General features: G+C 46.0%; 32 protein-coding genes. 21 read left to right on the top strand and 11 right to left on the bottom strand.

The genetic code is table 11. From position 1 onward, the window contains the following. The first annotated feature begins 73 nt into the window (after positions 1-73). The 9 genes from ASG02_RS05355 to ASG02_RS05315 all read left to right on the top strand — a co-directional run bounded on the left by ASG02_RS05355 (position 74) and on the right by ASG02_RS05315 (position 8,142). Positions 74-823, top strand: coding sequence for an ABC transporter ATP-binding protein (locus ASG02_RS05355; RefSeq protein ID WP_056061703.1), 750 nt, complete (start codon positions 74-76; stop codon positions 821-823). Continuing rightward, complete coding sequence (locus ASG02_RS05350; protein ID WP_056061700.1) at positions 820-3,264, top strand: ABC transporter permease; 2,445 nt, start codon at positions 820-822, stop codon at positions 3,262-3,264. Before ASG02_RS05355 ends, ASG02_RS05350 begins: the two co-directional genes overlap by 4 nt. A 29-nt stretch (positions 3,265-3,293) precedes the next feature. Then, positions 3,294-3,611: a hypothetical protein gene (locus ASG02_RS05345; protein ID WP_035407705.1), complete on the top strand. Its 318-nt coding sequence runs from the start codon at positions 3,294-3,296 to the stop codon at positions 3,609-3,611. 31 nt (positions 3,612-3,642) lie between these two features. Next, positions 3,643-4,113 carry a hypothetical protein gene (locus tag ASG02_RS05340; protein ID WP_056061698.1) on the top strand — a complete coding sequence of 157 codons (471 nt, stop codon included), beginning with the start codon at positions 3,643-3,645 and terminating at the stop codon, positions 4,111-4,113. Between the two features lie 105 nt (positions 4,114-4,218). Continuing rightward, a complete protein-coding gene (locus ASG02_RS05335) occupies positions 4,219-5,142 on the top strand; it encodes a DMT family transporter (RefSeq protein ID WP_056061695.1) in 924 nt (307 codons plus the stop codon). Positions 5,143-5,297: 155 nt separating this feature from the next. After that, complete coding sequence (locus ASG02_RS05330; RefSeq protein ID WP_056061692.1) at positions 5,298-5,828, top strand: nucleotidyltransferase family protein; 531 nt, start codon at positions 5,298-5,300, stop codon at positions 5,826-5,828. 20 nt (positions 5,829-5,848) lie between these two features. Further along, on the top strand, positions 5,849-6,286 hold the full coding sequence (locus ASG02_RS05325; RefSeq protein WP_056061690.1) for a hypothetical protein: 438 nt from the start codon (positions 5,849-5,851) through the stop codon (positions 6,284-6,286). Further along, positions 6,268-6,537, top strand: coding sequence for a hypothetical protein (locus tag ASG02_RS05320; protein ID WP_056061687.1), 270 nt, complete (start codon positions 6,268-6,270; stop codon positions 6,535-6,537). The genes ASG02_RS05325 and ASG02_RS05320 overlap by 19 nt, the downstream gene beginning before the upstream one ends. A 204-nt stretch (positions 6,538-6,741) precedes the next feature. Continuing rightward, positions 6,742-8,142 (top strand): MFS transporter, encoded by a 1,401-nt coding sequence (locus ASG02_RS05315; RefSeq protein ID WP_056061684.1) that lies wholly within the window; start codon positions 6,742-6,744, stop codon positions 8,140-8,142. Between the two features lie 70 nt (positions 8,143-8,212). Here ASG02_RS05315 and ASG02_RS05310 read toward each other — a convergent pair whose 3' ends face one another. Next, on the bottom strand, positions 8,213-9,100 hold the full coding sequence (locus tag ASG02_RS05310; RefSeq protein WP_056061681.1) for an alpha/beta hydrolase: 888 nt from the start codon (positions 9,098-9,100) through the stop codon (positions 8,213-8,215). Positions 9,101-9,244: 144 nt separating this feature from the next. Between ASG02_RS05310 and ASG02_RS05305 the strand changes: the two genes are divergently transcribed. Continuing rightward, a complete protein-coding gene (locus ASG02_RS05305) occupies positions 9,245-9,859 on the top strand; it encodes a histidine phosphatase family protein (protein WP_056061678.1) in 615 nt (204 codons plus the stop codon). 37 nt (positions 9,860-9,896) lie between these two features. Here ASG02_RS05305 and ASG02_RS05300 read toward each other — a convergent pair whose 3' ends face one another. Continuing rightward, entirely contained in the window at positions 9,897-10,472 is a 576-nt protein-coding gene (locus ASG02_RS05300; protein WP_056061675.1) for a hypothetical protein, read from the bottom strand. A gap of 127 nt (positions 10,473-10,599) precedes the next feature. Between ASG02_RS05300 and ASG02_RS05295 the strand changes: the two genes are divergently transcribed. The 3 genes from ASG02_RS05295 to ASG02_RS05285 all read left to right on the top strand — a co-directional run bounded on the left by ASG02_RS05295 (position 10,600) and on the right by ASG02_RS05285 (position 12,596). After that, complete coding sequence (locus tag ASG02_RS05295; RefSeq protein WP_056061674.1) at positions 10,600-11,880, top strand: right-handed parallel beta-helix repeat-containing protein; 1,281 nt, start codon at positions 10,600-10,602, stop codon at positions 11,878-11,880. A gap of 2 nt (positions 11,881-11,882) precedes the next feature. After that, positions 11,883-12,107: a hypothetical protein gene (locus ASG02_RS05290; RefSeq protein WP_056061671.1), complete on the top strand. Its 225-nt coding sequence runs from the start codon at positions 11,883-11,885 to the stop codon at positions 12,105-12,107. A gap of 78 nt (positions 12,108-12,185) precedes the next feature. Beyond that, on the top strand, positions 12,186-12,596 hold the full coding sequence (locus ASG02_RS05285) for an SRPBCC family protein (protein WP_056061668.1): 411 nt from the start codon (positions 12,186-12,188) through the stop codon (positions 12,594-12,596). Here the strand turns inward: ASG02_RS05285 and ASG02_RS05280 are convergent. The 7 genes from ASG02_RS05280 to ASG02_RS05250 form a co-directional block, all read right to left on the bottom strand. Further along, positions 12,571-12,798: a helix-turn-helix domain-containing protein gene (locus ASG02_RS05280; protein WP_056061663.1), complete on the bottom strand. Its 228-nt coding sequence runs from the start codon at positions 12,796-12,798 to the stop codon at positions 12,571-12,573. The two genes, ASG02_RS05285 and ASG02_RS05280, sit on opposite strands and share 26 nt — an antisense overlap. 23 nt (positions 12,799-12,821) lie before the next feature. Beyond that, positions 12,822-13,652, bottom strand: coding sequence for a carbohydrate ABC transporter permease (locus ASG02_RS05275; protein WP_056061661.1), 831 nt, complete (start codon positions 13,650-13,652; stop codon positions 12,822-12,824). Beyond that, on the bottom strand, positions 13,649-14,647 hold the full coding sequence (locus tag ASG02_RS05270) for a carbohydrate ABC transporter permease (protein WP_069201465.1): 999 nt from the start codon (positions 14,645-14,647) through the stop codon (positions 13,649-13,651). The genes ASG02_RS05275 and ASG02_RS05270 overlap by 4 nt, the downstream gene beginning before the upstream one ends. A gap of 17 nt (positions 14,648-14,664) precedes the next feature. After that, positions 14,665-15,915, bottom strand: coding sequence for a hypothetical protein (locus ASG02_RS05265; RefSeq protein ID WP_056061658.1), 1,251 nt, complete (start codon positions 15,913-15,915; stop codon positions 14,665-14,667). 55 nt (positions 15,916-15,970) lie between these two features. Next, the gene (locus ASG02_RS05260; protein ID WP_056061655.1) at positions 15,971-16,294 is read right to left on the bottom strand and encodes a hypothetical protein; all 324 of its coding nucleotides are present in this window, start codon (positions 16,292-16,294) and stop codon (positions 15,971-15,973) included. Positions 16,295-16,397: 103 nt separating this feature from the next. Next, positions 16,398-17,102 (bottom strand): AAA family ATPase, encoded by a 705-nt coding sequence (locus ASG02_RS05255; protein WP_056061652.1) that lies wholly within the window; start codon positions 17,100-17,102, stop codon positions 16,398-16,400. A 10-nt stretch (positions 17,103-17,112) separates the two neighbouring features. Then, positions 17,113-17,820 (bottom strand): hypothetical protein, encoded by a 708-nt coding sequence (locus ASG02_RS05250; RefSeq protein ID WP_056061648.1) that lies wholly within the window; start codon positions 17,818-17,820, stop codon positions 17,113-17,115. 152 nt (positions 17,821-17,972) lie between these two features. Here ASG02_RS05250 and ASG02_RS05245 point away from each other — a divergent pair, with 152 nt between their 5' ends. Next, positions 17,973-18,635 (top strand): Type 1 glutamine amidotransferase-like domain-containing protein, encoded by a 663-nt coding sequence (locus tag ASG02_RS05245; RefSeq protein WP_056061647.1) that lies wholly within the window; start codon positions 17,973-17,975, stop codon positions 18,633-18,635. Further along, positions 18,632-19,186, top strand: coding sequence for a histidine phosphatase family protein (locus tag ASG02_RS05240; RefSeq protein WP_056061644.1), 555 nt, complete (start codon positions 18,632-18,634; stop codon positions 19,184-19,186). Before ASG02_RS05245 ends, ASG02_RS05240 begins: the two co-directional genes overlap by 4 nt. A gap of 8 nt (positions 19,187-19,194) precedes the next feature. Here ASG02_RS05240 and ASG02_RS05235 read toward each other — a convergent pair whose 3' ends face one another. Then, positions 19,195-19,467 carry a hypothetical protein gene (locus tag ASG02_RS05235; RefSeq protein WP_056061639.1) on the bottom strand — a complete coding sequence of 91 codons (273 nt, stop codon included), beginning with the start codon at positions 19,465-19,467 and terminating at the stop codon, positions 19,195-19,197. A 148-nt stretch (positions 19,468-19,615) separates the two neighbouring features. On the opposite strand from ASG02_RS05235, the gene ASG02_RS05230 reads away from it, so the two are divergent. Both ASG02_RS05230 and ASG02_RS05225 read left to right on the top strand, forming a co-directional pair. Then, on the top strand, positions 19,616-20,152 hold the full coding sequence (locus ASG02_RS05230) for a PadR family transcriptional regulator (RefSeq protein WP_056061636.1): 537 nt from the start codon (positions 19,616-19,618) through the stop codon (positions 20,150-20,152). 1 nt (position 20,153) lies between these two features. Further along, complete coding sequence (locus ASG02_RS05225; protein WP_056061633.1) at positions 20,154-20,618, top strand: DUF4188 domain-containing protein; 465 nt, start codon at positions 20,154-20,156, stop codon at positions 20,616-20,618. Between the two features lie 35 nt (positions 20,619-20,653). Here the strand turns inward: ASG02_RS05225 and ASG02_RS15485 are convergent, their stop codons facing one another. Further along, on the bottom strand, positions 20,654-20,812 hold the full coding sequence (locus ASG02_RS15485; RefSeq protein ID WP_235514005.1) for a DUF1272 domain-containing protein: 159 nt from the start codon (positions 20,810-20,812) through the stop codon (positions 20,654-20,656). Positions 20,813-20,948: 136 nt separating this feature from the next. Here ASG02_RS15485 and ASG02_RS05220 point away from each other — a divergent pair, with 136 nt between their 5' ends. From ASG02_RS05220 to ASG02_RS05205, 4 genes are read left to right on the top strand one after another with little or no spacing between them, the layout of a single operon-like run. Beyond that, a complete protein-coding gene (locus ASG02_RS05220; RefSeq protein WP_056061631.1) occupies positions 20,949-21,374 on the top strand; it encodes an Lrp/AsnC family transcriptional regulator in 426 nt (141 codons plus the stop codon). Continuing rightward, positions 21,371-21,712, top strand: a complete 342-nt coding sequence (locus ASG02_RS05215) for a hypothetical protein (protein WP_056061628.1) — start codon at positions 21,371-21,373, stop codon at positions 21,710-21,712. The genes ASG02_RS05220 and ASG02_RS05215 overlap by 4 nt, the downstream gene beginning before the upstream one ends. Then, positions 21,713-22,135 carry a phosphotransferase gene (locus tag ASG02_RS05210; protein WP_082478668.1) on the top strand — a complete coding sequence of 141 codons (423 nt, stop codon included), beginning with the start codon at positions 21,713-21,715 and terminating at the stop codon, positions 22,133-22,135. It begins immediately after the preceding gene. 25 nt (positions 22,136-22,160) lie between these two features. Continuing rightward, positions 22,161-22,781 carry a Type 1 glutamine amidotransferase-like domain-containing protein gene (locus ASG02_RS05205; protein ID WP_056061623.1) on the top strand — a complete coding sequence of 207 codons (621 nt, stop codon included), beginning with the start codon at positions 22,161-22,163 and terminating at the stop codon, positions 22,779-22,781. The last annotated feature ends 99 nt before the right edge of the window (positions 22,782-22,880 follow it).

Raw genomic sequence — 22,880 nt, 5'->3', positions numbered from 1 at the left:
TGAGGAGTTTTTTGCATTTACTTCTAAAAAATCCTTATATTGGTTATGATGAAGGCGGAATAAATGAGGAGGGATATATGTGTCAGCTTTATTAGAAGTCGAACGATTATCAAAAACCTATACGCGGGGAACAGAGACGGTTGAAGCGCTAAAACAAGTTTCCTTCAAGTTAGAAGAAGGTGGCTTCATCGCCATCATGGGTACGAGTGGCTCTGGAAAAAGTACCTTATTGAATATTTTAGGGGCGCTTGACGCGCCAACAGGTGGAGCGTTGACGCTAAAGGGAAAACGGCAATGGAACATCTTCACTGAACCAGCAGCCACGCTGTATCGTCAGCAACACATCGGGTTCATCTTTCAGTCGTTTCATTTACTCGATGACTTGACGGTCCATGAGAATATTGCTTTACCGTTGATGTTAAAGGGGATGGATGAAAAAACGATCAATCAAGAGGTAGAAATTTGGCTCAACCGTGTCAGACTGACGAAGTGGAAAGACCATCGACCGCAAGAACTGTCTGGTGGACAACAACAGCGCGTCGCGATCGCGCGTGCCTTGATCAGTCGACCGCCAATCATCTTAGCTGATGAACCAACGGGTAACCTCGATTTTAAGACATCCGCTGAAATCATGCAGTTATTGCAGGAACTCAATCGGGAACAACAGACGAGCATCTTGCTCGTGACGCATGATGCGACCGTTGCCGCTCATGCGAAACGTGTACTGTATTTCCATGACGGACAGATCGTCGCCGATCAGCCGTCGACTGGTGACGTGGCGCCAATCTTAGAGACATACGAACAGTTCGTGGGGGCCGTATGAAGCGACAACATCTCTTCCGTCTTTCCCACCGATTGTACCGTAAAAGTCCTATGATTTTAGTGACCTCAATCGGAAGCGTCATGATTTCGATTGGTCTCGTCTTAACGATGATGATCTTTTTGTTACATAATCAAGCAACAATCGAAGCAGATCGACAGCTGACATACGGTCGAGTCGATCTGACAATTAAATATGCATCTGAAGACGAGCGGACGGAACAGACCTTGCTTGAGCAACTCAAGAAGGATAAAGGTATCTTACGAACAGAGCCGACCTTACAGACGACAGAGCGGATTTCTGGTCAAACGATGGCCGACGTCGAAACGATTGGTGTTCAGTCAGATGCGTTAACGAAAAGTCGATACCATTTCACAAACGATTTAAGTCGGGGAGAAGCGATCCTATCGGCTAGACTCGCGACGGCGCTTGACCGTACTATCGGGCAATCGCTGCGTGTCGGGGAAAAAACGTATCAGATTCGCGAGATTCTACCGGACACCAAAACATCAAAGAACGCGCAAGATCAAGTCCTACTTTCGTATGCTGATCTGCAGAAACATCACACAAGCGAATTTAAAGCGATTTTGCTCGATGTGAAAGAAGGGACGGATGTCGTACGCTATGCCGATACACTCGTCCAATCGAATCCGAAGCTTCGTATTGAACTTTCGGAAGGACAAGCACTCTCACCGACACTGAACGGCTACATCGGGATCTTGTCATTGCTGATCCTTGTCGTGTCCGGCTTCATCTTGATGGCGAACTTCGACTTGTATTTACGCAAACATGCTATCCAATTTGCCATCATGCGGACGCTTGGGGCGACAACCGGGCAACTGTTTCAGTTATTCCTCGTTCAATCCGGCTTGATTGTCTTATCGGGAACGGTCCTCGCAATCCTGAGTGGTATTTGCTTACCGTTACTTGGTCAACTGGTATGGCCAACGGAAGGGAAAATGATCGTCTCCCTCATGATCGAACAAGGAGCGTTCTTGATGCTCATCACGTTAGGTAGTGCCTTATTGATTTTGATGTTGCTCGCGAGCACTGCTTACCGAAAACGAGATGTGTTACCGCTCCACGTCTTACGAGAAAATCTAAAAACCGCGTCACGACCGACACGACGAAAACGTCTCGTCCTTGCTAGTAGTGGGTTGACTGCTAGCTTGATCTTGTTCGCAGAAGTGATCGCAAGCACAGAAGGGGCGCGGGCGATGACTTGGATCGGTGCAACCATTGCCTTTTTACTAACGATGTATCTTGCGACGCCACTGCTCTTGAAGGGAGTGCTCCATCGAGCGGAGCCGATCGTTCGTCGGTTAGCGGGACCGACGAGTTTCGTCGCCTTCCGGGGCGTGTTGCCACAACTACGGAAAAACGCCTGGTTGATGCTGATCGTTCAAGTATTGATGATTATCGTCGTCATTGGATCGACGTTCCTTGAGACGGTACAACAAAACGAGCGGAACTACATCATCAGCCAATATCCGACGGAAGTCGTCTTACAGAGTCGCTTGGATGAAGGATCGCAAGGGAATCCGCTGCAATTGATTCGACGAATTGAAACCGAGCTACCTGGCGCAAAAGCGACCTTCCTATCGTCTCGAAGTTCCTTTGAATACCAGTTGCCTCAAGAAGATGTCTCAATCGAGTACGAAGTGACGGACTATCGTCATCTTGACGTCTTAGAGGGAGAACAGACGAGTGACACAGACGGAATCATCATCTCACGTACCTTCGCTAAAAAACACGGTCTCCAAAACGGCGATACGTTGCCGCTCGGTCGATGGGACGGGGAACAAGAGCGAAGTGTTTCGCTCGGTCAATTCCGAATCGTTGGAATCGAAAAGAAGATAGCACCAGACATCCTCGTGGATTGGCGGAACGAGGAGCTACGGCAACCAAACGATCACATCTTGAATGTCTTTATCGACGTTCCATCCGAGTTAAAGAAGGCGCAAGTGACAAAAAAATTATCAGAGATCACGCAAAGTTATCCGACATTGCAAATGAATCGACTATCTGACGCGCTTCATGATGCGGAGCAACAAACGACGGAACGTTGGTTCGTCTTCATCATTGCGCTTGTCGTCATGAGTGGATCCGTCTGGTTCGGACTTGCAAACGCCTTACTCAGTTTCGTGAGTGGAAAACGAGGCGAGTATGCCTTGCTACGAACGATTGCGCTGACTCGAAACAGGCTGCGTCAATTGACACTCATTCAAATGCTCTTGTTCATTGGGAGCGGCATCATCTTTGGACTGATCAGTGGTCTTGGTGCGACAATCTTCGTGACACGGATTGATGATACAGGATCATTCTATCTCAACGTCCCGACGATTGCTGGAACTATTGCCGGTTTGGTGGTGCTTGTCCTAGCCATCGCTTGGTTCGTCACCCGACGGAAGCAGGAAAACCTCGTTCACGAATTGAAACAGTAAGTATGGGCAAGTGAACCGGGGGGATCGAAATGCGAAAAACGATCGGGGCGATTCTATTACTTGTAGTGATTGGCGGTGTTGGTTGGTGGATGATCGCAGATGAACGGGATGCAACCTATGAGCAGATTGTTGAAGTGCAAGTCGTTCGGCACGTGACGAAGCAGTTCGGGCGCGACAATATCGCATCAGTCAAACCGTACTTCGTAGCGTCGGAATCATCGAAATCACGTCGTCATCAGATTGCCGTTCAATTGAAATCGGCACCGACTGGAGAATACCGGATGTACCGAGTATTTCAGAATAAGGTCGAATACATCGGTCGATCACGAACCGTTCGATCAGATTAAACAGGTACGTTGAATCAGTTGGGGGATTTAAATGAAAACGAAAGCCGAACGTATCGCGTTCATTCAAGAAGAAAAACGTCAACTCGTTAAACCACGTTTGTACAGCTCGTTACTGTACGGCTTTAGCATCCTGTTGGTCGTCGCCAATCGGGATATGTACTGGCCACTATTTTTATTATTTGTATCACTAGTCTGGATTGCGCGGATCCACTCGCAAGAAGTCGAACGTGATATGGCATTAACGATAGAACCAGAGATGAAGAAAATCATTCAATGGCAGTATGTAACGGATTTTCTGTTCGTCATCTTAATGGGATTATTCTTTCCAATACTGATCGTATTCGATTTACCATTTTTCCTAAGTTTTGCCGTCTACGTCGTGTTTGCTATCGCTTTGCTCGTATCAGATATGCTACTTGAACGAAACGGAAAACGTCTCGATGTCGAGCATCCGACAAAGAAGGAATTGCGGACGCATCCGAAGTCGTGGAAAAAGATTTAATTCGTGGAGCCGGTCGTTGAACCGGCTCCTTTTTGAGCATTCCGGTCGCTTCAGCGTGCGAGACTGCCGTATGATGAAAGGGCACATGAATAAGGAGGTCCTCGTATGCTTGCTATCATCATTGGATTTATCATCGGTTTGCTCGTACCGGTTCAAACGAGTGTCAATACACGATTGCGAGGCGTCGTCGGTTCGCCATTCCTCGCTTCGCTGATTTCCTTTTCGATTGGCTCACTATTCTTACTGATTCTTGTATTGCTGGTCGACGGGAACCTCGCAGGTCTCACGGCTGTTGCCGATGAACCGTTCTGGATTTGGGCTGGCGGGATACTCGGTGTCATCTATTTGACCGGGAACATCTTGCTGTTTCCTCGTCTCGGAGGTGTCCAAACGGTCATCATGCCGATTTTCGGTCAAGTCATCATGGGACTGTTGATCGATCATTTCGGATTGTTTGAAGCGAACATCACGACACTTTCATTAACGCGGATCATCGGTGCAGCGCTAGTGTTACTCGGTGTCGTCGGAACAGTCGCGCTCGGTGATTATTTCGCACGGCGCCACAAGCAACAGGTGGTATCAACAGAAAAATCATTGTTTCTCTGGCGTCTGCTCGGGATTCTGACTGGTACGATGGGTGCTGCTCAAACGGCTATCAATGGTCATCTTGGGAGTGTTCTCGGTTCAGCCGTGAAAGGTGCCTTGATTTCGTTCGTCATCGGAACGATCGCATTGTTGTTGCTGAATCTGATTTTACGAACGAAGTGGCAAATTGATCGCTCGCAACCATTACCTGCCTGGATTTGGATCGGTGGATTGATCGGTGCATTGTTCGTTGCCGGTAATGCCTTCATCGTTCCGCTCGTCGGTACAGGTCTCGCCGTCGTGATCGTCACGATTGGCTTACTGACCGGCAGTCTGTTGATTGATCGTTTCGGTTGGTTCGGTGCAAAAAAACAACCGGTCACAGGTGTTCAAATCATCAGTCTGCTTGTCATGCTTGGAGGTATCGTGTTGATCCGCATTTAAGAACAGCTCGTTCGAACGTATGGATAGATACGTTGAGAACGAGCTGTTTGTTTAATCGTTCTCAATAAAAAGCAGGAAATGATTTCCTAATCGATGAATTGAGGTAAACTGAAGAAAGAGTCATCATTTAGAAAGTAGATTCGGAGGAGAAATGCATGAATCTAGTGGATATCGAACGACGATTACGAGAAGACGATGAATTACAACAAATGCTAGAGATCGTAGAACGACTCGATTTATCGGATTGGTGGATTTGTGCTGGCGTCTTACGCTCGAAGATTTGGAATTTCGAACGACATGAGACGTCGGATATCGATATCGTCTATTTTGATCCATCGGATCTGTCAGAAGAGACGGAAAAGCGACATGAACAATACTTGAATTCACAGATGGATTTACTGTGGTCCGTCAAAAATCAGGCACGTATGCACACGATTAACGAGTTACCACCCTATACATCTGCACAAGATGCGATTTCACAGTTTCCAGAAACCGTCACGGCAATCGGCGTGACGAGACGACCAGACTTTGAACTCTATCTTCCATACGGGGCAGATGACTTTATGGATCGAATCATTCGCCCGACACCCCATTTTCAAATCGATACCGTGCGTCATTTGATTTTTCAGCGACGGGTGATCGAAAAAAGATGGCAAGACAATACAGGTCTACATATTTGTATATGAAACAGGAAGGAGCTTATGCCATGAAACGACTCAAACCTAAAAAGCAAATCACTCTTTTCGTGTTAGGACTTCTTTTTATCAGCGGATGCGCACCGGAAAAAAATGTCGAGGTGAAAGAAAAAGTTCAAGTGGATGGCACGAGTTTGTTCGATGGTGGATCCTATCCGACTGCTGCAGAGACGGCCGAGCATCAATTTAAGTATGACTTGAGTGACAAGTCAACCTATACGTTAAAGAAAGGTGATTTCCGAGTGGACGCGCGATTCGGCGACTATAGTCTACTGCTAGCAAGCATAATCGAAGGACGATACGATACGCTGATGATTTATGAAAAGAAGTCGAACTGGATATTAAGAAGTTCGATGGAACTCATTCGAGATCAACCAACAAAAGGTGAGACGATCGCAGGGAGTCTATCGTGGGAAGGGAATAAGAAAAAATGGCGACGAAACTTGTAACGAATCGTCATTATACAGTGATTGAGACTCGACTGGAAAATGAGCGTATTCCAGCTCGATTCGGAGAACGAACACGCACTATCAATGGGTTGAAAGTACATATTCAAAAGCCAGGGAAACAACTTAATCTTGCCTATCGAAACGGGACCTCCGTCATCTGGCTCATCAGTGATCGACCAGAAAAAGTTCTGCTTCGACTCATCACGGCATCTCCAGACAGTCCGATTTCGAAGCTATCCGATGACTTTTAGATCCGCCATGGGGGATCTTTTTTTATTTTTATGACCCGGTTGGAAATTGTACATGGTTGAGGTCGAGGAGCGTTTATCTGTGAAGCATAGAGGGAATCTTATTCATGCAATCATATGTTGAAAATAATGAAAGCGATCGATGGTCGTACAGGTGAGGTGAGTTGTTAATCGTAACGCATTCATAGAAAAGGAAGTGAGAACTTCATGCGATTCAGAAGGGAACATGTCAATGTCGTTGATCCGGCGCAAACGAAAAAAAGTGTTTATGCGACCGGAATCGGCAATGCGATGGAGTGGTTTGATTTTGGGTTGTACTCCTACCTCGCTGTCATTATCAGTCAAAATTTCTTTAGTGGTGTAGAAAATGATGAACTGAAGCTGGTCTTTACGTTTGCGACGTTTGCGATCGCCTTTTTGATGCGACCACTCGGCGGATTGATCTTTGGACGAATGGGCGACCGTCTGGGACGAAAAGTCGTCTTGACGACGACGATCGTCATGATGGCATTTTCGACTTTGTTAATTGGTCTGCTACCGACCTACGATCAAATCGGTGTCTGGGCACCGATTCTTTTACTGTTAGCAAGGATCTTGCAAGGCTTTTCGACCGGTGGTGAATATGCTGGTGCGATGGTCTATATCGCCGAGTCTTCACCCGATAAACACCGGAGCGCGTACGGTAGTGGTCTTGAAATCGGAACGTTAGCCGGGTATATTCTTGCTTCCGTATTAGCGACGATCTTGTTCGTCTCTCTATCAGACGACCAAATGTCATCTTGGGGATGGCGTATTCCCTTCATCTTAGGCGCACCACTCGGATTATTTGGTCTTTATCTTCGGCGACACCTGGATGAGTCACCGATTTTCGAGAATGAGATTGATGAGAGTGAACAGGAACAAGCGACGTTTCGGACGATCATCCAAGAACACCGGAAAGACATCATCGTCTGCTTTATCGCCGTTGCTTTCTATAACATCACGAACTATATGTTGTTATCCTATATGCCGTCTTATCTGGATGAAATCATCGGTCTACCGAGTGCAACGAGTACGATGTTAATCACCGGTGTCATGATCATTATGATTCCGCTTGCTTTATCGTTCGGGCGCTTGAGCGATCGGCGCGGCAATCGACGATTGGTACTGCTTGGATTGACGGGGTTAGCCTTAACATCAATCCTCTCATTCTTCCTAATCGGGCAAGACTGGTTGTTATTCGTCGGCATCGGGATCTTCATTATTGGTTTCTTTTTGTCAATTTTCGAGGGGACAATGCCAAGTCTGTTGCCAAGTATTTTTTATTCAGATGTGCGGTACCGGACGCTTTCCGTTACCTTTAATATCGCAGTGTCGATCTTTGGTGGGACGACCCCACTCGTCTCGACCTGGCTTGTGCACACGACAGAAGATCCACTCGCTCCAGCCTATTACCTGACAGCCGTCAGCGTCATTGGCTTCATCACATTCTTCTTTTTCTTTGAGAACACAGCAGGTAAGGCGCTCAAAGGATCACATCCGACGGTTGCTTCGGAACAGGAAGTACATGAAGTCGCAAAAAATCCGGAAGATGCGCTGTGGTGGAAAGAAGACGACAAAAAAGAATGACGATAATACGAACAGTCCCTTACTCGATGGAGTGAGGGACTGTTGTTTTTCATGAATTTGTGATGCAACGTTACGAACGTTTAGCAGACTGAAAGACATGTCTAAGAAAATCAGCAATCCGTTGCCAAGCCTGAAGCGCTACGTTTGCGTCACCGTGATGCGTAAAGGCATGGGGTTGTCCGGCAAATTCCTGGTGTACGACGTGAACACCTGCTGCTTGAAGTCGATTAGCATACTGCTGAGCTTCCTGCGCCAGTGAGTCGTGCTCAGCCGTCAAAATGAGTGTCCGCGGTAGTGCTTCAAGTTGAGCCGCATAGAGTGGCGAAGCAAGGTGATGATACGCATCTTCCGCACGAGCGATGTACATCGCATTGAACTGGCGTGCCTGCTCAGTAGGTATGGCTTCTTCAAAAAACGGTTTGTCCGCTGGGTCCGTTGCGAGATCGAGCGGAGGATAGTCAAGGATTTGAGCGATGAGCGGAACCGGATGTGTCTGCTCGGCGTTCCATAACGATATGGCAGTAGCGAGGTTCCCACCAGCACTATGTCCCCCGATCGCGATGCGCGCAGCATCGAGGTGTAGCGTATCAGCATGTTGAAAAATCCACTGGACGACCTCATAGGTGACGTGGACTGGAATGGGGAATGGATGCTCCGGTGCTAATGGGTACTCGATATTAAAAACATGACAGTTGACGGTCTCAGCAAGAAACAGATTCCATGGTTTGTCCATCTCTGGCGTTCCTGTGATAAAACCGCCACCATGGAAACTGATGAATCCAGGTAATATGTCTGCTGCATCGATCGGCGAGTGCAGCAATACTCGGACATCGCCGATCGATGTCGGCACCTGTAACGTACTCGTTATAGCTTGCGGTGGTTGAGGGGGTGTGACTTTAGGACGTTCCTCTCCCGAGCGAATCTGTTCGGCAAGGTCAATCATTTGTTGACGATTCATCGAATTCCTCCTTTATGTCTATCTTCATCATACCGAACGGATTGGTTGATTTCTCTTTTGGATTTGTTTTCTCTAGGTACAGGAAAAAACAGCCAGGTTTTGATACACTTTTGAAAGAAACTAGAAACCGAAAGGATGAAATAGATGCCAACACTTTACATGACGCGTCATGGCGAGACGGAATGGAACTTAGAAAAACGAATGCAAGGCTGGGAAGACTCTCCCTTAACAGCGAAAGGCAGACAGAATGCACGGGACCTCGGTCACCGCTTACGTGAAGTACATTTAGATCACCTTTATATCAGTCCGATTGGCCGCGTCCGAGAAACAGTTCGGATGATGGATCTTGATCCGTCGATTCCAGTCACCGTCGATGATCGATTACGAGAAATGCACATGGGTACTTGGGAAGGACGGACGGCAGCGGAAATTGAAGTGGCGCACCCCATCGCTCATACTTCGTTTTGGCAAACTCCACACGCATACATACCGGAATCCGGGGAGTCGTTTGACGAGGTTCGTGAGCGCATCCTATCGTTTTTGGAACGACTGGCTGACCATAAGGAAGACGAGAACATCTTGATCGTTACGCATGGCATCTTCCTGAATATTTTGCTAACACATCTCCATCAGAAACCATTCGCGACATTATGGGATCCGCCCTTCATTCATGGAACCAGTTTGACGATCGTCGAATACACGGATGGTGAAGCGTTAATTCAACTAGAAGCCGACATGTCACATGTCATAGAGAACTAAAAGACGGCGGATTTTTTTCGGTTCGCCATTCGATTTATCATGACTTCGTCAAATAGATTAATATCGCACCTTCCTGTTTTCTGACGTTTAGGTGAGGGGAAGATAACGTGTCGATCGAGCGACTGATGATCGTCTCGCCGGTCGTATAGCGTTTCAGTAGTAAGGGATAGAACGAAACATTCGTCTGTTTTTGATCATTAAATTGACCGCTGTCAGTTTGAACATGCTTTGGTAAAGTGTATATCGTTTTCTTCTCAGGAAAGCCATTTTTCGCCTCAAGAGAATAGGTGAAGGCATGCGAATCATTTAACAGATTCAAATCATATGTTAATTGGAACGGTGTCTGGTCGTATGTACCGGCAGGAATCGATTTGTCGATCAGCACTTCGGGTGATGCTGCGTCATCGAATTGTACCGCCTTAAGATGTAGCGGACGATCAAGTGTACCAGTAAAGAAAAAAGTCTGTTGTTGGAACGCCTCTTCCTTAGAGGTAGCTGGAGTAATCGAGAAAGAAGACTTTTTGATCTCGACAGTTTTTTTGGGAAGGACGGTTGCTTCCGTTGCACAACCAGCAAGCAAGAAGGGAAGAGTAAATAAAAGCGCATATTTCATGACGTGTTCCTCTTTTCCATAGTCATAGTAAATCGGGTTAAAATTAAAAATATTCAAAAAATTAGAAATGATGCCTATATTGTACCAGGAATCATACTGTCAAATATGTCAAATAAAGGAGGAAAACATGAAAGGGAAATGGTTATTAGCGACCATACTGCTCGTCGGTTGTGCCTCGACGAGTGATGAGGCCGAATCGACGGCAAAATCGTTATACGTCGCACCGAACGGCAGTGACGAAAATGCAGGAACACTAAAGCATCCGCTTAAAACGGTACGACAAGCGACAAAAAAAGCGACGGCCGGAACGACCGTCTATCTGCGTAAGGGAACGTATCACGAAGCTCTGAATGTTACACAGAGCGGAACGAAACAACATCCGATTATCTTTCGTAATTACAAACAAGAACGGGTCGTCTTAAGTGGGAAAAACATCAAAGATCGAGATGACGTTTTACCGATCATAAAAATCAAGAATCGGCAATACGTGACCATTCAAGGGCTGACGATCGTAGCCGTTCAGTCGAAACGAACGGACGCGACGCCAATCGGCATTTTGGTCACGGGATCAGGGTCACACATCACGTTAAAAAACAATACGGTTCGCCACATTAAGACGCTCGCGAAAGAAGGAAATGCACACGGGATCGCCGTCTACGGATCGGGAGCGATTCGTCACCTGACGATCTCCGGAAATCGAGTCGAACAGAATCGCCTTGGTTTCAGCGAAGCACTTGTTTTAAATGGAAATGTCAAACATTTTCGTGTGACAAAGAACGTCTTACGGGATAACAACAATATCGGTATTGATTTGATCGGGTATGAAGGCATCGCCCAGTCGAAGAAAGACGACTATGTCCGCGAGGGCATCGTATCGGAAAATCGTGTCTACCATACGTCGAGCTACGGGAATCCTGCTTACGGGAAGGAATACAATGCAGCCGGTATCTATGTCGATGGTGGTAAACACCTAACAATCGAGAAGAATCTCATCGAAGCGAGTGATATCGGGATTGAAGTGACGAGTGAACACGCGGGACGGTATGCAGAAGATGTCATCGTCCGCCAGAATGATGTACGGCGAAACATCTACACCGGGATTGCGATCGGTGGTTATGACACGAAGCGGGGTGGTACAAAACGTGTCCGGATCGAGCAAAATCAGTTGATCGGGAATGATACAAAGGGACTCGAGGGTGGTCAATTGCTTGTCCAGCATGACGTCCATGACAACATGATCATCAGAAACACATTCGACGGTCTTTTAAGTGTCGCCCATTACTTTAAGACGAGTTCTGGAAATCAGTTTGAAAAAAATACGTTCAACCATACGAAACGTTTCATGTGGCGCGACAACTCCTATAAAACGGAACAAAGCTTCTTGAAAGCAGTTCGAAAGGGGGAATGAGGATGAAACTTTCGGAGCGACTCCTCGCTTACTGGATCAATATTCCGAGACACTGGCGGCTCGCAACGTTGACAGCCTTCTTATTAACGGTTTGGACGATCGAGGGCATTCGTTTTTTAACAAGTCCAACATTACGCCTCCCGACCTTTACCGATGCAATCATCTGTCTCATACCGGCAATTCTTTTGTTTGTGATATGGAAAACAAAGAGCCAAAATCACCTCTGAATTAATTGGTTGAAACAAGGAATTTGTTTAGGCGTTCTCGAAAAAAGGAGGGAACTTAAATTATAAGGAGGAAGAATAATGACGAAACTAACGATTCAAGCTGTGATTGACCGTCCGGTCGAGACAGTATGGGAGCTTTGGAACGCGCCGGAAGACATCAAACGCTGGAACGCAGCGTCTGACGATTGGCATACGACGGCGTCAAAAAATGATTTGACGGTCGGTGGTCAATTCACGAATCGAATGGAAGCAAAAGACGGTAGCATGGGATTTGATTTCACGGGTACATATGAGTCAATTGTGCCCCATGAACATATCGCCTATGTCCTTGAGGATGGTCGACAGGTGACAATCGACTTTTCTCGAAACGGAGACCAAACAGAGATTGTTGAATCGTTTGATGCCGAAACAATCAACCCGCCTGAGATGCAACAAGCGGGTTGGCAAGCGATTCTTGATCAGTTTAAGGCGTATGCTGAGTCGAAATAAGTCGTTCGCTTCGTAACTTCCGACCACGACGGTCCGTCAGGGCGGGAATACCGCCGCTCTCGTACCGCTGAACCCAGCTATACAATTGTTGATACGATACATCATGCCGTCCGGCGATACGTTGGTAGTCCTTTGCGGCTGCCAAACAATCGAGGACGGCATTCATGCGTTGTTCCATGTTTATATGTCGTAATGCTCGCATGATATAGCAGCTCCTCTTTAAGGTCATTTCAGACCAGAATGGGTGATTCCCTTGACGAAAAAACGATTTGCCCAGATAAAGAGTAATAGCGCTGGCAAGGTTGCGATGACAGTTGAAGCCATCATGGCTGCTGGATTGACAAAGTTCGATCCTTGGACGAGTGTAGCGATGCCAAGTGTCATCGTTTTCATTTCTGCTTCATTCGTTACAAGCGATGGCCACAGAAAATCATTATAGATCGCAAGGAAAGTGACGATTCCAAGCGTCGTGATGATAGGGCGCAAGGTAGGTAGGATGACTTTCGTCAACACCTGCCATTGACTCGCCCCATCGAGATAAGCGGCTTCTTCTAAATCTTTCGGAAATGTCCGCAGAAAGTTATAAATCAAAAAAACGCCAAGTGTTCCTGCAGCATAGGGCACGATGAGAGGAACATAGGAATCAAGTAATTCTGCTTGTCTAAAGAGATAAAACGCTGGGAATAATGTCACGATGCCTGGAATCGTCAAAGCGATGACGACGATGGCAAGAATGATTTTACGACCTGGAATCTGAAGGCGTGCTAGAGCGTATGCGGCTAACACGTCGACAAATAAAACAAGTAATGTTCCTAGGACAGTGACGATCGTCGTGTTTAACAACCATCGAAGTAATGGAGACTCGCTACTAGCGTTTAAGATGAGACGGTAATTTTCAAGCGTCCAAGATTTCGGTAGTAGGCTGGCGCTTTCCAGTGAATCACTTAACGTTTTAAATGATGTTAATATCATCCAGACAAGCGGAAGTAAAAAAATGATCGATAATAAGCTGGCTACGGTCAACAACAGGATCGTCGTCGTTTTTTTGTGTCTCATGTGATCTTCCGCTCCTTTTCAGCATCGCTCTTGATAGTAATGTCTGTAGCTGAAGAAGTTGACTTCTTTTGGGCAACGGATTTCGATAAGACAGGTTCTTTTTTTGTTGCCATATAGGATACAAAGAACTGCATACCGGTAATGATCATCATAATGAATCCCATTAAAAGTGCCATCGCTGCTCCCATTCCTAACTGATTCTGACCGAATACGGTCGTATTGATTCCCATGATCAATGAGGTCGTCGATTGCTCTGGTCCTCCTCGGGTAATCAAAAGCGTCTGTCCATACAAATTAAAAGAAGCGATTAACGTCGTAATGAGGACAAAAAATGTAATTGGTCGAATCGTCGGTAATGTAATGCTTATAAACTGATGCCAGGGAGACGCGCCGTCTAAGCTAGCTGCTTCGTATAACGTGTGATCCACTTCTTCCAGTGCATTCAAGAAGAGTAACATATTGAAGCCGACCGTCCACCATACAGTCGCAATGACGATGACGACCCAGGCAAACGGTTGATCACTCGTCCAATTGACTGGTGAGTTGATGAGGTGGAGATCAAGTAATAATCGATTGATGAATCCACCATTCGTCGCAAACAACCAAAGATAAATGGCAGATACTGCTGTCACCGAGATGGAGTAGGACATGAAGAAAATCGTCCGAAAGAATGTTTTAAATCGTCGTGGAAGATGACGGATTAAGAGCGCGAGCAATAAACTACAGATAACAAGTAACGGTACGCTGTAAACCATGAACCATAATGTGTTCGTTAACGTTGCTAAAAAGAGACGTTGATGTACGGTCTCATTAACAAGTAAATCCCGATAGTTCGAGAGACCGACGAAACCATTTTCTCCAAAAGACAGTCTGAAATCATGTAGACTCATCCAGATGCCATACACTAGCGGGAGTAACCAAAATAAAACGAAACAGATAAGGAACGGAAGTAAAAAGAGCAATCCGAACCAACGTGATCGTCGTGTCAAATACATTGGTCTCCTCCTTTAACTCACTTGGATTTAGCAATTTCTTGAGCCTGTTTGGTCGCTTTTTTCAGTTCTGTCATCAAGGCATCTTTCGTCAGATTACGATCACTCGTTAATTTTGCGAACACGACTTCGTTCATATACCGCATCTGCTCATCAAACTGATAGACCCGGGGTGCACGAACATAATCTTTCAATTGCTTTTGATTTTCAGCTGCGAGTGCATACCGGGATGGATCATCAGTAATCAATTTTAATGTCTCTTTGTGAGAAGGGGTTTGACCCGATTCAGCCCAATTGGCTAAGTGTTTCGGAGTGTAGAGGTATTTAAAGAAAGAAGAGATTCCTTTCTTGACCTCTTGATCCTGAACAGAAGAACTGACGGCGATCGTATGGGCATTTCCTGTCGTAGCTTTTGATTTGAATAAGAGGGGCATTGGTCCAATGCCTAATTGATCTTTATATTTATCCTTGACTGCCGAATAATACCAAGGACCCGTAAATGATACGGCGGTCTGATTGGCGTTATTCGATGCAGTTTTCATGAAAGATTGGAATTCGCCATCTAGACCTAATTTTTTAGGTGAACTTTGATCGACGAATATCATATCATGATATTTCATCAACGCATCTGCATAGGCAGGTTGCGCAAAATCAAGGTAGCCATCACGTTCGAGTTGAATGTCATTTTGTGCAGCCGCGACAGTTAGATAGAATGGTGTCAGTCCACTTGATGGAAGACCGAATGCGTAGAGATGATCATCTTTCTTTTGAAGTTGTTCATTCAATTGTTCGAGATCAGCATATGTTTTAGGCATAGATTTAACTAAATTTTTGTTATAAAACATCGTGAGTGGATGAATGTCTAACGGCAGGGCGTACATTTTATTGCCAACTTTGGCAGAGTCCACTCCAGATGTTAAGAAATCATTCTCTTTGATGTTTGCTTGTTTCATATAATCGGTAACAGGCTGAATCATTTGATCCGACTGATACGTTCGTAAACTTGCTTCATGAATGACAACTAAATCGTATTTTCCTGATTTGAATTTCGTATAATGATCTTTCTCTTGCGATTGGACCAATTTATACTTTTTCTGACTTGCATTGAATCCTTTGACGATTTTCGTCATATATTGACCATCGCCACCTGTGAATCCATTGATGAACTTAATCTCAATCTTGCCATCTGCATTCTTACCGTCACCACATCCTGTAAGCGGTAACAATAAACCGCTTAATAAAAGCAGTGGAAATATTTTATGAGTACGCATGTTTCATCACTCCTTCTACAAAATAAGAACAAATGCAATAAATACATGTTTTCAACTAACATTGATGGTGTTGCGCGATGTCATGCAGAAGATCCGTGAACTCTTGCATGGACTCACCTGGTCCAAGAAATAGCTGGTAAGTCCGAATGTAAGGACCATGAATCAATATACGTTTTTCGAGTGTTGGTAAATGGAGTTGATAATGAATTTCTCCAACCTGACTGACCGACGCACTATCCATCGGAGATACCGTCTCTTTAAAAGTAAGCGTCAATTTAGCAGAATTGGCAGTCATGTAATCAATGTGCATTCCGAAATTCTCTTCTGAGAAATGGTGCTCGACAAGATTGACAAAGTGGGCACCACTAAAAAACTTCATAACACCCACACCTCCTTTAACTATGTATATCCTGTACATGTTTATTGAAAACCTGTATTTCAAATATTACAAAAAAACCACCTCAATAAAGAGATGGTTTGCGTTATCCTGCCAGTTCAAGCATTTGAACGAACGCGACGTCTGGATCAGTCGTCTCAAATCGATTCAACCACTCCTTGAAGTCACCTTCATACAAAATACGACCTTGATGGAGGAAGATGACGTGGGCATCGGTATGTAATAGATCGTGTAATTGATGGGTCGAGAAGAGACACGTTTGTCCACTTGCGGTCATCTGCTCGAAGCGTCGCATGATATGAAGTCGTGTTGCCGGATCAACTCCGCTCGTCGGCTCGTCAAAGATGTAGAGCGAACGTGGAATTGTCGTCAACAGTGTGACGAACAACCATTTCTTTTCGCCAGCGGACATCTTGCCGATTTTCATCTCCCAAAGATGAGCGAATAGATCGAGCTCTCGTGGCTGTTTCAGATGGTGCGTATAGGTCTCTTGCTTGCGATATGCTTTCAAGCGGGCGAGCCGACCGACGAAGACGGCGACATCCTTGCCTTTTAGTTCATCCGAGTAATAGATGAATTGTGTGAGATACAGAATGTCTGAAATATGAGGTAAATCAAGTTCACCAGATGTAATCGGTAAGGCACCGGTCATGCAATCAAACAGTGTCGTTTTGCCGGCACCATTCATCCCGATCAAGACGTTCAGTTTTCCGGGAATGAGCGAAAAGGAGACATCATGTAACAGGTCTGGTGATTTCGGATAGTTGAAGCGTATGTGTTGGACGTGCATCTGAATCCTCCTATCGAGTCAGCAATGACATGAGATTAAAACGTTTGACAGAGAATAGACCAAGTAACAGATAAACGACGAGTACGACGCTCAAGATAAGGAACGATGCTCCCGTAACGTGCTCAGAGACAGCGAGACCGAGTGTTTTCATGACATAAAAAGGATTCAAGTAACTGTACCAACGATCCGGTTGACTACTCGCGAACAAGAACAGTGGATACATGACGATGTTGAGCAATGTCGACATACTCGAAATCTTTGCCGGCAGCATTGTCAAAGCGATGCTCGCGAAGGCGAGCGGGATGCTTAGCACCAAGACGAGATAAGCGAGTAACAACGTTAAAGGTGAGAAGAAGTCGAACACAAGCATCAGAATCGTCGTAAAGACCGTTAAACTAACGGCTGCAAATACGAGCTGAACGAGAACGAGTGCGAGAATACAACCAATCTTACTACCGGAAATCATGATATACGTCTTCATCAAACCATGTTCCCGCATCCTGGCAAGTTGGAGACCAATGCCGTTGACATAAATCGAAAGTAAGATATAGCCCCAAAAGAGTGCAAGAAATGATAGGAAACTGCTCTCTGTGAAATCGAGTCGTGACCCGAAGACGAACGCGAGAATCAATGGGAAGATCAACGACCAAAAGACCGGAATCTTATCCGTCAGCATGATTTTTAAGTAAAGTATGAAGTAGCTAGGAATCGAGTACATATGTGCCTCCCGTTCATAAAAATATGATGCTGTCTATTTTTATACGAATAAAATTGGATAAAAGTTCCTTAATAAGTGATTTGTTAATAAAAGTAAGCATATCAAAAACGCTTAAATATTGTAAACTGAAGCAAAGAACAGGAGGTGTCATGATGAAGTATCTCTTAACTTCAGGTGGGGTACAAAATGCATCGATTCATCAAGTGTTACTGGAGATGCTCGGAAAACCGATTGAAGAATGTCATGCCATTGCAATCACGACAGCGTCTTACGCACTAAAAAGGGGGATGGACCTCGCTGTCAACTTCATTCAAGGAAAAGATGAGGCACCAATGGTCGATGTAGGATGGAAGTCAGTCGGTCTGTTGGAATTATCAGCGGTTTCAGTGGTTGATCCAGCAATTTGGCAACCAGCGGTCGAACAAGCGGATGTCATCCTCGTCAATGGTGGGGATCCGCTATTTCTACATCACTGGTTCGTCGAATCGGGCTTTGATCGACTATTACCGCAACTGACCGGTGTTTATGTCGGGATGAGTGCCGGTAGCATGGTGCTCACTCCCCGTATCGGAACGGAGTTCGTCGAATGGCAGAAGACCCCGGAGCAATCGGACGCAACACTCGGTCTCGTTGATTTTTCGATCTTCCCGCATCTCGATCACCCGCAGTTACCAGACAATCACATGCAAGCAGCAAAAGAGTGGGCAAAGAGACTGACGAATCCAGCGTACGCGATCGACGACACGACAGCGATCCGTGTCATTGGTTCAAACGTCGACGTGATATCCGAAGGAAATTGGGTCAAATTGCAATGACAACGATTTATTTCGTCCGACATTGTGAATCGGTCAAAACGGGGAGTGATCGTGAACGAGGTTTAACCGATGCAGGTCAACAGCAAGCACAGAAACTAGTGGTGTTCTTTAGAACGATACCGATTGACGCCATTTATTCGAGTCCAATGCGACGGGCGATGGATTCCGTTCGTCCACTTGCAAATCAGAGGAACATGCAGGTCATAACGGTTCCATTTCAAGAGCGACTTTTTCAACTAATCGATGAACGATTAACGACTGAGAGACTCGAGGAAGTATTGAGACAGTCATTTTTAGACGCCGATTACTCTGAAGTTGGTGGAGAGTCGAATCGCATGACACTTGATCGTGCTGTAGCAGCCATCGAAAAGCTCCATGACATGCATCCGAATCAACAAGTGGTTGTCGCGACACATGGACTTGTATTGGCGTTAGTTCTTGAAAAATATACTGGGCGAGCGGCGAACGAATGGTTAGATGCCATGTCGAGTCCAGCGATTCACCGGTTGACATTCGATGCCCTCGGGAAAGCGTCTCATGAACAACTATAGAAAGACGATTAAATTTGACCGCTGAAGATGTAACCGAGAAAGAGTAGTAGCAGCACGCCGAGCGGAATGGCACAGGCGAGACTGACATATTTAAGAATCCCGGGCTCCCGTCGTCTGAAGGCGACGATCCCGAGACCGATTCCGAACAGATAGATGGCAAGTCCGATCGGAATCGTAATCATCGAGTTTAGACCGAATGGCCAGTTAATCGGTGGGAAAATCATATAAGCAATGAACAAGCCGAGTAGACTGAAGAAGATAGAGGCTTTAGCATATGTCATGTGAGAACTCCTTTTAGTTAAGTCTGTAAACAAGGAATTCGAATCACAGACACAAAATCCTGCTCTCACCAGTAAATTTCCAGTTTGTCTTATACATGAACGGGAACTATATCTAAAAGATACTATCTTTTAGATATAGGAGGGAACGATGCCAAAAGAAAACATGACACGTTATGCGATTCTTGGACTCCTCGCAAGTGGTTGTACGTCTGGTTATGAGATGAAGCATACGATCGACACGAGTTTGAACCACTTTTGGAAGATCAGTTTCGGCCAAGTCTACCCGACACTGAAACGGTTAGAAGCGGAAGGATTGATCGTGGAAGAGGTTACGGATGGGGAACGAAAACAATTCTCCCTGACGGAAAACGGACATGTGGAGCTCGAGCGTTGGGTCGCTGAACCGTCCGTTGATTTGCCAGTGCAACGAAACGACTTATTGTTGAAGCTTTATTTTGCCCGCCATGTTTCAAAAGACGTCACGATGCAGAAGATTCAGGAGCATGCACGCTTGCTCGAAGAGCGGCTCGAGACGTATCAAGCAATTGATGCGATGATTCGTTCTTATCCTGACTCAAACGACGCCGTTTATTGGTTGCTGACGCTTGATTATGGCATTCGAAAAACACGGGCGTTACTCGACTGGTGTGACGCTTCTCTTGAGACCCATGAAGGAGGAAATTGACATGAAACGGATCATTGCGACTCCGAACAAAGACGTCGTCGTGTTCATCATCGGGTTACGGATCAATCGCCTGCGCTCCGTCCGGCAATGGTTGCCGACGGTCCAAGCGATGGGACCGATGCTGCAAGAGTGTTATGCGAACGATGTCGGACTGATTTCGCATGAGTCCCTTGTCGGCTGGCGATCCGTGACGTTGATTCAATACTGGCGTTCAACGGAAGAGTTGGTGGCATATGCCCATGGTTCGCGCCATTTGACGGCGTGGAAACGATTCAATCAGAAGGCACGGACATCAGAAGCGGTCGGGATCTTTCACGAGACGTTCGAAGTCAGCAATTATGAGTCGATGTATGTCAATCTTCCGACACGTGGTCTTGCGAAAGCACTTGGCGAGTCGGCGATCAAACCGCATCAAGAACAAGCGAAAGGACGATTAGCCGAACGACAGTCGCAAGAGACGATCTGAATAGACAAAAGACGGGTGCCGAGGCATCCGTCTTTTTATATAGTGACTGGCGTGGCGGGTTCGAGCAGCTCCCCACAGTTTTGACAAATATGATCGAGCGTTTTTGTACACGGTTCGCAAAACGTACAAGCATGTGAACATTGATAGACCGTCGTTTCAATCGTTTCTTGGCACCGGACACAGGTTGGTTCCATGCGTATCATCTCCTATTAGTAGTATAAGAAATACTATTCAATGAACACAGCAGCAGAACAAAGTAAAAGGCTATATTTTCCTTTGATTCCATGTTAATTTGAAGAAAGTGGTTTTGAATCAGAAGGAGGATGGAAAATGGACCAAATTGATCAACAGATTGTCCGGATTCTGCAAGATGATGCACGGATCCCATGGTCGGAACTCGGACGACAGATCGGGTTATCGGCACCAGCCGTCATCGAACGGGTCCGAAAAATGGAGGACGCGGGAATCATCGAAGGATTTCGCGCTGTCATTAATCCAGAAGCACTCGCACAAGAGTTACTCGCGATCGTCATGTTTGAAGAGACGCGGTGTGCGGGTTTGATTGAATTTTGCAAAGGGCATCCGGAAGTCGTCGAGTGTCACCGACTGACGGGTAGCTATAACTTCATGGTCAAGTTGCAAACCGCGTCTGTTGCAACACTAGAACGTTTTCTCGATGACGCGTCGGTTTACGGAAAACCATCGACCTGGATTCGATTGTCGACACCGGTTCCGTTCACGGGGTATACGATATGACGGAGGAGACCCGTCTAAGCATCGAGCAAATGACGGGAACAATCGAGGACGTCGAAAAACTCGATGAGCAAGGGGGGACATCGACGGTCTACCGAGTTGAAACGAAAACAGGAACATACTTACTAAAAACTGCAACGAAAGCGAGATATCAAGAATGGCTCGCTGAAGAAGCAATCGTCTTAGAAGAATGGATACAACGAGAACCAGGGTTCCTACCTGAGTACGTCGGCTTTTTCAAAGACAGAACAGCACCGCACAGTCATCTCTTGATGGGGTGGCGGGATGGAATCACGTTGACGAGAGCATTAAAACAGGCGACAAGCGAACAACGGATTTAGCTGTGGCAAGCGTTTGGAACCTATCTCTTCCATTTTCATCAGCGAGCGACAGTAGGAATGTCGGATGTTTGGTTAACGGAACGACTCATGACGGCAGAACGTTATGTCGCGTCTGGTTTGGCGTCCGGAACGATGGATTTACTCGATCGTCTAAAAGAGACTCGTCCACAACCGATCGATGTGTGCTGGATACATGGTGACTGTACGACGGACAACCTGTTGGTCGCGACGAACGGAACGATGTCGTTCATCGATGTCGGAGCGATGAGACCAGGCGATCGACGGTATGATATCGCACTCGCCATCAGTACGATCATCAATGATAGAAAAGCCCTTAATGCCTTTTTTGAAGGCTATCGCTTTGAGCAACTGCCCAGATCAGAATTTGATTATTATGAACAAGGACTGTACACCTTTTTCTAAAAAGACACTGCAAAGGAGAAATAAGATGAACCTCATGCTAATCGGTGGCGGACAACTGATTGCGCCGTCTCATCAAGTCATCAATCGTCATGTCTTTCAACTGACGTCACACGTACCGCATATCGTCTTCCTGCCGACGGCAAGTCGGGACGAGCGATTGTACCAACAACAATTTCGAGATACATATGAAGCGCTTGGAGCGACTGTCTCGATCGTCACATTGTTTGACGATAACCAAACGATTGATACACAACGACAACTATTACAGCACGCCGACATCATCTATGTCGGCGGTGGTAATTATCCGCTACTCGCCAAGACACTTGAGAACTCTGGAATAAATGTACTCCTCAAGCAAGCCATCGATCGCGGCGCCTGGTACGTAGGTGTCAGTGCTGGGGCAATCTATCCGATGGAATCCGGGATTCGCACGACAGAAAGTGGTAACGATTACTGTCTTGATACAGGACAAAGCTGGCTGAGTGGCTGTCTCTGTCCGCATTTAAATCAAGAAAGAAGGGCAGCCCGTTTTCAGGAACATTTGTCTCAAATGGATAATGCGATCGGTTTACCTGACGATACGGCGTATATTCAATCGGAGACAGATCACTATCTATTAGGAGAAGGGCACGTGTTTTGCTTTTAATGATGATGAACGCTTCGAAAATCCGTTGTGTTTATCATCATGATATAAAGTAAATCAAAACAGTTGACGAAAAAAAATTGAGATGGTATATTTATCTCG

Origin of the sequence: Exiguobacterium sp. Leaf196 (genome assembly GCF_001423965.1) — a bacterium.
GTDB lineage: Bacteria > Bacillota > Bacilli > Exiguobacteriales > Exiguobacteriaceae > Exiguobacterium_A.
Note: the sequence above shows the minus strand (reverse complement) of the source record. Positions and strands in the feature narration are given on the sequence as shown.